Genomic DNA, 12,539 nt, shown 5'->3' on the forward strand with positions numbered 1-12,539 from the left:
AGTGGAGTGGTGGTTCCAATGTAATGAATGCGCCCGTGGCGGAATTGGCAGACGCGCTAGATTTAGGTTCTAGTGTCTTATGACGTGAGAGTTCAAGTCTCTCCGGGCGCACAGCAGGCCTCCGCATTGCTGCGGGGGCCTTTGTTTGTGCCCGGATTAGGGCAGAATCTGGCGCTTTTTATGTCCGTTTAGTAACGAATAGACCACAACTATGTCCGATGGGGAATCGGAAGAGATGGGGCGTCGATGACCTCAATGGACAACAAACTTTGCTGACCTCCCCGTGCGCATCTCGGCGCGTATCCCAAGTATGTGCTGCGATTGCCCGCCACGGGAAAGACGGCCGCCAATTCATTGACAGTGAGGAAGTAAACCGCCATGAAAAAGTTCAAGACAGCCCTGATTGCCATTCTTTTGGTCGCCGTAGTAGCGCTTGGCGGAGTTGCAATTTTGCAGAACAAGGGCATCATTGGCACCCAGGGGGATGCGTTGAACACACAGGTTATCAAGTCTGTGGAACGGGAAGAACAGGTTGTGCTGCTTAGCCTGGGTATCGAGGGCTTGGCCGAAAAATCATCGAATAAAGAGGTACTCGGCGTCGGTATTCCGTGGACTGACCGTACCCAGTTCGTGCAATACTCTTACAAGGCCAAACTTGGAATCGAAGGCAAGGACGTAAAAGTCGAGCAAACCGGCGAGCACGCCTACAAAGTGACCATCCCGAGGTTCATTTTCATTGGCCACTCCGATGAGCATTTTAAGACCGCCGTCAACGATAATGGTGCTCTTAGCTGGATTACCCCCGAGCTCGATGCTGCCGATACGGTTTCGAAAATTCTTGACGAAGGTGAGAAAAAACAGAACATTTCGGACAACCGGGGTGTCTTGCAGGACCAGGCAAAAGACTTCTACACGGGAATCATTAGGTCAGTAGATAATAATGCTGAGCTGGAGTTTAGCTTCAAGTAGGAGTGGAAAATGATGGGGTCGCTACGGCGACCCTTTGCTCGTTTTGATGATAAAAAATCTATCAATTTAACGTGCGGAAACTCACGTTCGGGGGTAAAATACCCCCGATATAAACGGTATATTCGTCTTTTTTAAAATGGGTGACCTGCAAGGGGGCTGATTTGTTACGGATGTGCCCTGTTACACATTTTCTCAAGTAGGAGGGGTGCAGTCACGGCTTCTAAACTTGGAGACAAGAGGCGCTCGTCGCTTAGAAGGTGAGACCAAAGTTTCCGGCAGGAAACGCGTGGAACACAGTGACAGGTAACAGCGGCAAGGCGCCCCGACTCACTTGAATGAAACGTGTCAAACAAGAAGGGAGTCACAACAGTGACCACCGCAACGCAACCGCTGCAGTTTGAAGCCTGGAAGGGATTCGAGCCTGGCCCATGGGCTGAAGGCATCAACGTCAGGGACTTCATCCAGCGCAACTACACTCCGTACGATGGAGACGCTTCCTTCCTCGCGGGCCCAACCGAAAAGACTCAGCGCACGTGGGACACCCTCGAAAAGAACTACCTGTCGGTAGAGCGCCAAAAGCGCATTTTCGATGTGGATACCCACACCCCAACTGACATCGATGCTTTCCCAGCCGGCTACATTTCAGAGGACGATGACGTCATCGTCGGTCTGCAGACCGACACCCCGTTGAAGCGTGCCATGATGCCGAACGGTGGTTGGCGCATGGTCGAGCAGGCCATCCGCGAAGCGGGCAAGGAGCCAGAGGCGGAGATCAAGAAGATCTTCACTCGCTATCGCAAGACCCACAACGATGCCGTCTTCGACATCTACACTCCGCGCATCCGTGCTGCCCGATCATCACACATCATCACCGGTCTGCCTGACGCATACGGCCGCGGCCGCATCATCGGTGACTACCGTCGTGTCGCCCTCTACGGCGTTGACTACCTCATCGCCGAGAAGGAAGCCAAGAAGAACGAGGTCAGCGACTTGGGCTTCAGCGAGCACTGGGCACGCTACCGTGAAGAGCACGCAGAGCAGATCAAGGCCCTGAAGAAACTCAAGATCATGGCAGAGTCCTATGGCTTTGACATCTCCGGCCCTGCAAAGACCGCTCATGAGGCAGTCCAGTGGACCTACTTTGGTTACCTGGCTTCCATCAAATCCCAGGACGGCGCCGCAATGTCCATCGGCCGCCTGTCCGCATTCTTCGACTGCTACTTCGAGCGTGACTTGGCCGCTGGCCTCATCACTGAAGAGGATGCACAGGAAATCATCGACCAGCTCGTCCTGAAGCTGCGCATCGTTCGCTTCCTGCGCACCGAGGACTACGACCAGATCTTCTCCGGTGACCCATACTGGGCAACCTGGTCCGACGCTGGCTTCGGCAACGACGGCCGCCACATGGTCACCAAGACTTCCTTCCGTCTGCTGCAGACCCTGGTCAACCTTGGCCCATCACCAGAGCCGAACATCACCATCTTCTGGGACCCAGCACTGCCAGAGGGCTACAAGAAGTTCTGTGCTCACATCTCGATCACCACTTCTTCCATCCAGTACGAGTCTGACAAGCAGATTCGTGAGCAGTGGGGCGATGACGCAGCGATTGCTTGCTGTGTTTCCCCGATGGAAGTTGGCAAGCAGATGCAGTTCTTCGGCGCTCGCGTTAACGCTGCAAAGGCCCTGCTCTACGCTATCAACGGCGGTCGTGACGAGGTCACCGGCAAGCAGGTCGTCGAAGGCTACGACGCAATCCAGGGCGACGGCCCACTGGACTTCGACGAAGTCTGGAAGAAGTACGAAGAGATGCTGGACTGGGTAGTCGGCACCTACGTCGAGGCACTGAACATCATCCACTTCTGCCACGATAAGTACGCTTACGAGGCAATCGAGATGGCTCTGCACGACTCCAACATCGTCCGCTCCATGGGCTGCGGCATCGCAGGTCTGTCCATCGTTGCTGACTCCCTGTCCGCCATCAAGTACGCAAAGGTTTACCCAGTGCGTGACGAGACCGGCCTGATTGTGGACTACAAGACCGAAGGCGACTTCCCGTTCTACGGCAACGACGATGACCGCGCCGATGACATCGCCGCCACCATCGTCCACACCGTGATGGCAAAGATTAAGGCCATCCCGATGTACCGCAACGCAATTCCAACCCAGTCCGTTCTGACCATTACCTCCAACGTGGTCTACGGCAAGGCAACCGGTGCCTTCCCATCCGGCCACAAGGCTGGTACCCCGTTCGCACCAGGTGCTAACCCAGAAAACGGCGCCGACAGCCACGGCATGGTCGCTTCCATGCTGTCCGTGGGCAAGCTGGACTACAAGGATGCGCTGGATGGCATCTCGCTGACCAACACCATCACCCCGTCTGGTCTCGGCCGCACTCCGGAGGAGCGCATCGACAACCTGGTGGGCGTTCTGGATGCAGGCTTCATCATGGAGTCCGAGTAAGCCACCCGCAGTCAATCAAGTTTCCCAAACCAACCTCAACCAATTTCAAGGAGAAAACCATGGCAACCCCAACCTTCGACGAGCGTCTTGCAGCCATGAAGGCAAACCGTGACGAGCACCAGATGAACTCAGGTCTCTACCACGCAAACATCAATGTTCTGGATAAGGCAACCCTCGAGGACGCTGTCGAGCACCCAGAGAAGTACCCGAACCTGACCGTTCGTGTTTCCGGCTACGCAGTGAACTTCGTCAAGCTCACCAAGGAGCAGCAGCTCGACGTCATCTCCCGTACCTTCCACCAGGGTTCATAAACAATGGCTGATGGCATTACTGGAGTGGTGCACCTCGACCCCCAAGCGGGCGAGAAGGTGCGCGGTGCGGCCGCCGGCCTAGGTACCGATAACTCCCTCGACGAGATCAAGCGCCCGGAGCTCATGGAGGCACGTCGCACTGGCGACATCGCCCTCGTACATTCCTGGGAGCTAGTAACCTCCGTCGATGGTCCCGGTACTCGCATGACGATGTTCATGTCTGGATGCCCGCTGCGCTGTCAGTACTGCCACAACCCTGACACCATGGAGATGAAGGTGGGCACCCTCGAGCGCATCGAGGACGTCGTCAAGCGCATCAAGCGCTACAAGCCCATCTTCAAAGCCTCCGGTGGCGGACTGACCATCTCAGGTGGCGAGCCGCTGTTCCAGATTGCTTTCACGCGACGTGTGCTCAAGGAAGTCCACGATGCTGGTATTCACACCACCATCGATACCTCCGGTTTCTTGGGCTCCCGTCTGCGGGACGAAGACCTGGAAAACATCGACCTCGTCCTCCTCGACGTCAAATCTGGTGACGAGGAAACCTACAAGTTGGTCACCCGCCGCGAGCTGCAGCCGACTATCGACTTCGGTGACCGGCTGTCGGCGATGGGTAAGCCGGTGTGGATCCGCTTCGTAGTGGTTCCAGGACTTACGGATTCCCCTGAAAACGTGCGAAACGTCGCTGAGATCGTGGGGCGTTGGAGCAACAACGTCGAGCGTATCGAGGTGCTTCCGTTCCACAATATGGGTGCTGATAAGTGGCATGAACTGGGCTATCCGTACACGCTGGAAGACACGAAGCCGCCAAAGCCGGAGGATATCGAAGCAATTCGTGACGTCTTCCGCGCGAAGGGATTCACCGTTTACTAAACGAGTCTTCCCTGAATAAGAAAAGCTTTTAGCGCTGCGCCACTATGGTGCGGCGTTAAACTTTTATCTATGACTCGTCGATTTGGATACCCAGTAAAAGAGCACACACTTTCCGTCCCGTGGGACTACAACGACCCGCAACAGGGCACGTTTGAGCTCTATGCTCGTGAAATCGGTGACCCGGATAAGCCCGCCATTCTCTATAACCAGGGCGGGCCAGGCTTCCCAGCCCCGCGTCCACTGGGGGCGTCAGGTGTCATCGGCAAGGGCTTGGAGCGCTACCGCTGGATCCTCATGGACCAGCGTGGCACCGGCCGCAGCCATCGCATTGATGAGCTTTCCGACGCCGCCGACTTAAGCGTCGAGCGCCTTAAACTGCTGCGCCAGGACAACATCGTGCGCGATGCGGAGCGGCTGCGTGAGTACCTTGGCATCGACAAGTGGTCTTTGTTCGGCCAGTCCTTTGGCGGATTTTGCATCACGAGCTACGTCTCCTTGTTCCCCGAGTCTGTGGACAAGGCCTTCCTGACCGGCGGCCTCCCGACCTTGGACAAGGGCGCAGACGATCTTTACCGTTCCACGTTCACCAAGCTCAAGATGCGCCAACAGCGCTTCTTTGACTACGTACCTTTCGCGCAGCAGCGCATCGCGGAAATCATCGATCACCTGGACAACTCGCAGGAGGTTTTGCCTACTGGGGAGCGCTTGAGCTCGCTTCGCTTCCGCACCATCGGCATCGAGCTGGGCCGTGGCTCCGGATTCGATTCCCTGGGCTACCTGCTTGAGGAGCCTTTCCGCACCGTGGGTGGGGAGAAGCGCTTGCGCTCCGATTTCCTCCACGAGGTCGGTGCTCGCGTGAGCTTCCAGGGTGGGCCATTGTATGCGGCCATCCACGAATCCATCTATGGCAGTGTGGGCGGCCAGCACGTCACGGGCTGGGCGGCGCACCGCGTGCGCGAGGAGTTCCCGGAGTTTGCTGAGTCAGGCACGTGGCTGACAGGCGAGCACATCTTCCCGTGGCAGTTCGATGAGGATCCGGCGCTGCTTGCCTTCAAGGATTCGGCAGAAGCGTTGGCGCAGCTTGAGTGGGACGCCGCGCCTTACGACGCCGCGGCATTGGGCAACGCCGAAGTGCAGGCCGCCGCAGCTGTCTATCTGGATGACATCTTCGTGCCCTTCGAAGAGTCGATGCAGACCGCTAGCGCCTACCGTGACCTGCGCCCAATGGTGACTAACAAGTTCCAACACAACGGAATCGGCCACGACGGCGAGGGCATTCTGGGTGAGCTCTTCCGCTTGGTTGATGACCACTAGAACGCCCGTTTGCGTCGGCCGGCCCCCGGGGCCGGTCCTCGCTGCCTAGCCCCTTGTCTTGTTCGATAGCAGTTTCATTAAGATTTTTCTTTCCCGCTCGCGCACTTATTCAAGGTGTGGAAAGGTGAGGCGTGAATCAAAAATTGAACGAGGAATTGAACGAGAGGAAGAACCAATGTTCGGAATGATTTTTGTCGGCGTTGTTCTGCTGGCGATTGTTTTGACCATTTTTGATGGTTACTACATCGTGCGTACCCGTGAGGCTGCCATTGTGGAGCGCCTGGGTAAGTTCGTGACCGTGGCGCACGCTGGCCTGCACTTCAAGCTGCCGTGGGTTGATCGCGTGCGCGACAAGATCAGCCTGCAGGTGCGCCAGCTCGATGTCATGGTGGAGACCAAGACCAAGGACAACGTCTTCGTTCAGATTCCGGTCGCCGTCCAATACGAGGTTGTGCAAGGTCGTGAGCGAGAAGCTTATTACATGCTCTCCAACCACGAACAGCAGATCGTGGCTTATGTCCAGGACAACGTTCGCTCCTCCGTGGCGAACATGGACCTGGATGATTCCTTCTCTTCGAAGGACACCATCGCGCAGAACGTTGCGATGTCGCTGCGCGACAATATGGCCGCTTATGGCTGGCACTTCGTGAATACGCTGGTGACGGACATTCGCCCGGATACCCGCGTGCGCGAGTCGATGAACTCCATTAACGCTGCGCAGCGTGAGCGCGAGGCGGCTATCGCACAGGCTGAGGCGGAGAAGATTCGCGTGGTTAAGGAAGCCGAAGGCGCCGCTGAGGCTAAGAAGCTGCAGGGTCGCGGTGTGGCTGAGCAGCGTAAGGAAATTGTTGAGGGTATCGCGCAGCAGTACGAGATGCTGCGTGCTGCAGGCGTTCAGGAAAACCCAGAGACCCTGATGCTGGTTTCCCAGTACCTGGACGCGATGGTCGATGTGGCAGATCGCTCGCACACCAACGTCCTCTACATGCCTTCGAACCCAGGTGGCATGCAGGATCTCTTCGGCGGCATGCGCGACGTACTGCTGTCGACTCAGGCTATTAATAATGAAGCCTCTGGTGGACTCGACCGCGTGCAGCGCGAGCGCTTGGAGCAGCTGCGTGCGCAGAAGGCGCAGCGCGCGCAGCAGGCGGCGCGCGAGGTGCAGCAGCAAACCCAACAGAGCGCGCAAGCTATTGAGCAGCCGCCGTACTCCGGCGGTGCACCACAGAGCAATACACCGCAGACGGCACGCCAGTATTTCGACGAACTGCGTGACCAGCTCAAGGGCGATAACTAGGGCGATTACTAAAACAAAAACTGGCTGCACTCAATGACTCATTGTCAACGAGTGGAGCCAGCTTTTTGTTTGCGGCTGAGGCTTTACTCGGTGTAGCCGATGTTTTCGACCTCGAGTACAGCGAAGGAAGCAGCACCGAAGTTAGCTAGCTTCGGGCTGGTAGCGACCATGGCCGGGCCGTTGTAGATAGGCATGATGCCATAGGTGGACAGGGCCTCGCGCTCCAGCTCGTTGCCCTTCTTGATCTGCTCGTCAGGATCTGCGATCTTGGCCAGCTCCTCGATCTTCTTATCCATCTCCGGGGTACCGGTGCCGGACTTGTTCAGCTCGGAGTCGGAGCGGTAGACCTGACCAAAGTACGCGATGCCGAATGGATCGCCGGCGGTGAACCCCATCGGGAAGATATCGAAATCCTTCTTGGTGGCGATCTCCGAGAAGTCGGAGGAAGGACGCTCTTCGACCTTCAGATCGATTCCGATGTCCTTGAGCATCTTCTGCGTTGCGGTGGCCATTGCTTTGCTAATGACGCTGTCACCTAGCAGGGTATAGCGCAGCGAGAGCTTCTTGCCGCTCTTCTCGCGGATTCCGTCGGCTCCTTCCTTCCAGCCGGCTTTTTCCAGCAGCGACTTGGCCTTTTCGGCGTCGAACTTCACGACGGCACCAACGTTGTCCTCGTAGCCCTTCTGGGTCTGATAGAGGTTGAGGGAGCCCGGCAGCTCTTCCTTGTAACCGTCGAGACCGTTGAAGCGAATAGCGGCCAGCTGGGAGCGGTCGATGCCGGTCAGCACTGCTTCGCGGACCTTGATGTCCTTCAGGATCTCGTTGCCAGAGTTCAAAACAATCAGGGAGTTAGAAGGCATCATTGCGGTACGGATCTCAATGTCATTCATGTCCTTAACCGCAGCTAGGCGATCCTTATTGCCCACGCCGGTGGCGTCGATTTCGCCTGCCTTAAACGCATTGATGGAAGCTTGGTCTTCCATCTGGCGGTAGGTGACCTTGTCGAGGAATGGCTTGTCACCCCACCACTTTTCGTTTGGCACGAAGGAAACCGTGCCACCGACGAAGTCGACATTGTCGACCTTGTACGGGCCAGCACCCCACTCTGGGCGCAGCTTGCCCAGGTATGCCTTGTTGAACTTCTCGGCGGAGTCGACCTGCGGAGGAAGCAAGAAGTTGAACAGGCCCTGCCACCATGGGTATGCATGCTTGTAGGTGACCACAGCTTGCTTGTCGGTCTCGCCCTTGGTCACAGACTCGATGAGATTGTAACCTTCGATGCTGGAGACATTGAGGGACTTATCCTCGCCGTTGTTGTACTTCCAGGTGTGCTCGAAGGACTTCCAGTCAATCGGCGTGCCATCGTTGTACTGGGCCTTGTCGTGGATGGTGTAGGTGATGACGGTCTTGCCGTTCTTTTCCTCTTCTTTGATGTCGGTGATGTAGTCGTTGTTGGGGTGGAACTCACCGGAGCCGTCGAAAAGCCCGATTTGCGGGTTGTAGTACTTCCACACGTCGCTGGTATACCGGGTGCCGTCAGCGTGGAATGGGTTTTCCTGCTGGGAAATCTCATCCAGTGCCAGGCGAAGTTCGCCGCCTTCCTTCAGCTCGGAGCGGTCCTTTGGATTGTAGGAACCGTCGAGCTTGACGTCGATGGCTTCGCCCGAGGATTCTGAATCGCTGCTAGAGCAGCCGGAGATGACGAGAGCGGAGGCAGCGATGATCGCCAACGTAGCATTACGGAGTTTTAGGTTCATGGTTCGAATCTTCCTTGTGGGAGGGGAGGAATTACAAAGAGATGAAATATTGAGTTTTAGGTCGAGCGCGGGGTTTCTAAGAGGCATGTTCCTCGTAGATCACCCGCTTGCGGTTGCGTTCCACGGCAGGGTCCGGGATAGGGATAGCGGACAGCAGCGCCTTGGTGTACGCGTGCTGCGGGTTATCGAAGACCTCGTCGGTGGCGCCGTATTCCACGAAGTCGCCCTTGTACATGACGGCGACTTTGTCGGAAAGATTGCGTACCACGGAGAGGTCGTGAGCTACGAAGACCAAGGAGATACCCAGACGGTTCTTCAGGTCATGCAGCAGATTGATGATGCCGGCCTGGATGGATACGTCCAGAGCAGAAACGGGCTCGTCGAGGACGATGATTGACGGGTTTGTAGCCAGTGCGCGGGCCAGGCCGATGCGCTGACGCTGACCACCAGAGAAGTGCCCCGGGAAGCGGTCTACCTGGTGGGATTCCAAGCCGACGAGCTTCATGAGCTCGCTCACGCGCTTGCCGACGTCGCCTTCATAACCCAGCGATTCCAGCGGTTCCGCGATGATCTCGCGGATTGTCATGCGCGGGTTCAGCGAGCTCATTGGGTCCTGGAAGACGATCTGGATGTCTTTGCGCAGGTTGCGGCGAGCTGAGCTGCTAAGCCCGGAGGTGTCGGTGCCATTAACAACGATGGTGGAACCCTTAGGTGGGTTAAGATCCATGATTTCCAGCAGAGTCGTGGTCTTGCCAGAACCGGATTCGCCCACGATGGCGAAGCACTCGCCCTGGTGCACCGTGAAGCTGATGTTGTTGACCGCATGCACGGTGCCCACGCGACGCTTGAGGATGGCGCCCTTGATGAGTGGGAATTCCTTGACGAGGTTTTCTACCTCAAGGGTCACGGGGCGCTCGTCATACGGGGTATCGCCTAGGGCATCGGGGGAAATCTGCGGCAGCGGGTACATTCGCTCGCCACCGATGCTGCCCTGATTGATCTCATCGGAGCGCAGGCAAGCGGCGGCGTGCCGCGGGGCGTCGTCAAGCGCACGCAATTCAGGCTCCTGCTTCCAGCAGCCTTCCTGCGCCACGGGACAGCGGGCAGCAAACGAACATTCCGGCACAATCTCGATTAGGCGCGGCGGGGTGCCGTTAATCGGTACGAGGGGCTCGTCGCTCGACTTGTCCACGCGCGGGGTAGAACCGAGTAGTCCCACCGTGTAGGGCATCTTAGGGTTGCTAAAGATGGTGTCTACGTCGCCATATTCGACGGCGCGGCCAGCGTACATTACGAGGACATCGTCAGCAGTGCCCGCGACGACTCCCATGTCGTGGGTAATCATGATCACCGCAGCGCCGGTTTTGCGCTGAGCGACCTTGAGGACCTCAAGAATCTGCGCCTGGATGGTGACGTCGAGAGCGGTGGTTGGCTCGTCGGCGATGATGACCTTGGGGTTGTTGGCCATCGCGATAGCGATGACCACGCGCTGGCGCATACCGCCGGAGAATTCATGCGGGAAGGACTTGATGCGCTTTTCAGGCTCGGGGATACCCACCAAATCCAGAAGGCGGATGGCCTCTTGCTCGGCTTCCTTATCCGACAGTGAGCGGTGAATCTGGATGGCTTCCTTGAGCTGGTCACCGATGGAAAAAACGGGAGTCAGCGAAGAGAGCGGATCCTGGAAAATCATGGCGATGTCTTGGCCACGGATTTCGGACATCTTTTTGTCGGACATTCCGATCAGCTCAGTGCCCTGGAATTTAACAGAGCCCTCAACCTTGGCGTAGCCAGGCAAAAGCCCCATAATGGCCATCGACGTCACGGACTTGCCGGAGCCGGATTCACCCACAATCGCGAGGGTGCGCCCTGGCAGAAGATCGAAGTTGACGCCACGGACAGCATGGACCGAACCAGCTTCAGAAGGAAAGGTGACGGCTAGATCACTAACTTGTAGCACGGGAGTAGTAGGTTTCGTCATGCGCGGCCTCCGGAGTTCGAGTTGGGGTCAATGGCATCGCGCAGGCCATCCGCGATGAATGCCATGGACACAGTGAGTAGGGTCAGCACGCCCGCTGGGAAGTAGAACTGCCAAGGCGAGGATTCGATGGCGTTGGCGCCGACGGAAAGCAGCGTGCCCAAAGAGACGTCGGGAAGCTTCACGCCCAAACCCAAGAAGGACAGTGCTGTTTCTGACATGACGGTGCTCACGACACCCAGTGCGAACTGGATGATGAGCAGCGATCCGATGTTGGGCACGATGTGGCGAACGATGGTGCGGAAGCGCGATACGCCCATGTAGTCGGCCGCTCGCACGTAGTCGTTTTCGCGCACGGACAGTGCCATCGCCCAAATAACACGGGCGGGGTACATCCAGCCAAAGGCGATGAGGACCACGATGAGCAGCTTCCAATCGCCGCCGGAATCCGCCACCACGAGGGCGATGAGCAGGAAGGTCGGGATGGCGAGCAAGAAGTGGATAATAGCCAGAATCGCCTTTTCGATGCGTCCGCCGTACATGGCTGCGGCAGCGCCGATGAGCGCCGAAAGGACGGTCGTGGCAATGGAGACGACCAACGCGATGATGAGCGAGCGCCCCAAGCCATGAACGGTTTGGGCGAAAAGGTCGTTGCCAGAATCGGTGGTGCCAAACCAGTGCTCCGGCGAAGGTCCTGTGGCGAGGTTTAGGAAGTCAGGCTCGTCGTAAGGCCACTTGGCAACAAAGCCGCCGAAGAGAGCCAACAAGGTTAGAAGCAGGAAAATGAGTGCGCCGATTAAAGCGAACTTGTTGCGGAAGAAGCGCCGCGTGTACAGCTTCAGCTTCGACGTGCCGCGGAAGACCTCTTCCTTTTCGTCTCCGTCGTTGCCTGTGAATTGGCGGCGTTGGGCATCATCGACATCAACACCGGAAGCCAGTGCAGATTGGGCGCTTGGCTCCGAGGCCATGCTGAAGTCGGCGGTGGAGGCGTGTGGGCGAACACCGAGGTTATCCGCCGCGGAGTCGATAGCGAGGTCGTTTCGCCGGTGGCGTTCCGAGTGACGTGCCGAAGCGCGAGGAGTCGTGGACTTTTTCTCTGGAGACATTTAGCTCACCCTCACTCGTGGGTCGAGTGCAACAACGATGAGGTCGGCCAGAATTGCTGAGAATGCAATCATCACTGCGCCGAAGGCGGCGACCGCGGTGGTGCCGTTGACGTCGTTGCGACTGATGGTTTCGATGAAGTACTGGCCCATGCCTTTCCAAGCGAAGATCTGCTCGGTCATGATCGCGCCAGTGAAGATTCCGGGCACGGAGAAAGCAACTGACGTTGCCACCGGGATGATGGAGGTTCTTAGCGCGTGCTTGCGGATGGCTTGGGCACGGGTTAGCCCTTTCGCGCGGGCAGTGCGAACGTAGTCGGCATTGAGGTTGTCCAGCAGGAGAGTGCGCTGCATCATGTGGTAGCCGGCGTAGCTGATGACGACTAGGGCGATGGTGGGCAGGATGAGGTGCTGGGCGTAGTCGATCAGCTTGGGGATAAAACGGCTCTTCCGGTTTTAGAGTGCATTGATTTTGTG

The 12,539-nt window shown here is 57.4% G+C and carries 9 protein-coding genes, 1 tRNA gene and 1 pseudogene; 7 read left to right on the forward strand and 4 right to left on the reverse strand.

Going from position 1 to position 12,539, the window contains the following annotated elements:
• Nucleotides 1-29: 29 nt before the first annotated feature.
• The 7 genes from HMPREF3153_RS08460 (at nucleotide 30) to HMPREF3153_RS08490 (ending at nucleotide 7,224) form a co-directional block, all read left to right on the forward strand.
• Nucleotides 30-111, forward strand: a tRNA-Leu gene (locus tag HMPREF3153_RS08460).
• 267 nt (nucleotides 112-378) lie between these two features.
• A complete protein-coding gene (locus tag HMPREF3153_RS08465) occupies nucleotides 379-969 on the forward strand; it encodes a hypothetical protein (protein WP_049063353.1) in 591 nt (196 codons plus the stop codon).
• Between the two features lie 369 nt (nucleotides 970-1,338).
• Nucleotides 1,339-3,429 carry a formate C-acetyltransferase gene (pflB, locus tag HMPREF3153_RS08470; RefSeq protein WP_046645807.1) on the forward strand — a complete coding sequence of 697 codons (2,091 nt, stop codon included), beginning with the start codon at nucleotides 1,339-1,341 and terminating at the stop codon, nucleotides 3,427-3,429.
• Nucleotides 3,430-3,443: 14 nt separating this feature from the next.
• Nucleotides 3,444-3,740 carry an autonomous glycyl radical cofactor GrcA2 gene (grcA2, locus tag HMPREF3153_RS13150; RefSeq protein ID WP_255313662.1) on the forward strand — a complete coding sequence of 99 codons (297 nt, stop codon included), beginning with the start codon at nucleotides 3,444-3,446 and terminating at the stop codon, nucleotides 3,738-3,740.
• 3 nt (nucleotides 3,741-3,743) lie between these two features.
• Nucleotides 3,744-4,613, forward strand: a complete 870-nt coding sequence (gene pflA / locus HMPREF3153_RS08480; protein WP_005531070.1) for a pyruvate formate-lyase-activating protein — start codon at nucleotides 3,744-3,746, stop codon at nucleotides 4,611-4,613.
• Between the two features lie 69 nt (nucleotides 4,614-4,682).
• Nucleotides 4,683-5,927 (forward strand): alpha/beta fold hydrolase, encoded by a 1,245-nt coding sequence (locus tag HMPREF3153_RS08485; protein WP_070420573.1) that lies wholly within the window; start codon nucleotides 4,683-4,685, stop codon nucleotides 5,925-5,927.
• Nucleotides 5,928-6,102: 175 nt separating this feature from the next.
• Nucleotides 6,103-7,224, forward strand: coding sequence for an SPFH domain-containing protein (locus HMPREF3153_RS08490; RefSeq protein WP_070420574.1), 1,122 nt, complete (start codon nucleotides 6,103-6,105; stop codon nucleotides 7,222-7,224).
• A gap of 83 nt (nucleotides 7,225-7,307) precedes the next feature.
• On the opposite strand, the gene HMPREF3153_RS08495 is transcribed toward HMPREF3153_RS08490, so the two are convergent.
• From HMPREF3153_RS08495 to HMPREF3153_RS08510, 4 genes and pseudogenes are all read right to left on the reverse strand, one after another.
• Nucleotides 7,308-8,981, reverse strand: coding sequence for an ABC transporter family substrate-binding protein (locus tag HMPREF3153_RS08495; protein WP_070420575.1), 1,674 nt, complete (start codon nucleotides 8,979-8,981; stop codon nucleotides 7,308-7,310).
• Between the two features lie 76 nt (nucleotides 8,982-9,057).
• Nucleotides 9,058-10,962: an ABC transporter ATP-binding protein gene (locus tag HMPREF3153_RS08500; RefSeq protein WP_070420576.1), complete on the reverse strand. Its 1,905-nt coding sequence runs from the start codon at nucleotides 10,960-10,962 to the stop codon at nucleotides 9,058-9,060.
• Nucleotides 10,959-12,065 (reverse strand): ABC transporter permease, encoded by a 1,107-nt coding sequence (locus tag HMPREF3153_RS08505; protein ID WP_070420577.1) that lies wholly within the window; start codon nucleotides 12,063-12,065, stop codon nucleotides 10,959-10,961. Before HMPREF3153_RS08505 ends, HMPREF3153_RS08500 begins: the two co-directional genes overlap by 4 nt.
• Nucleotides 12,066-12,503, reverse strand: a pseudogene (locus HMPREF3153_RS08510) (ABC transporter permease); the annotation flags it as partial.
• Between the last annotated feature and the right edge of the window lie 36 nt (nucleotides 12,504-12,539).

It is taken from the genome of Corynebacterium sp. HMSC06C06, from assembly GCF_001807295.1.
Lineage (GTDB): Bacteria > Actinomycetota > Actinomycetes > Mycobacteriales > Mycobacteriaceae > Corynebacterium > Corynebacterium striatum.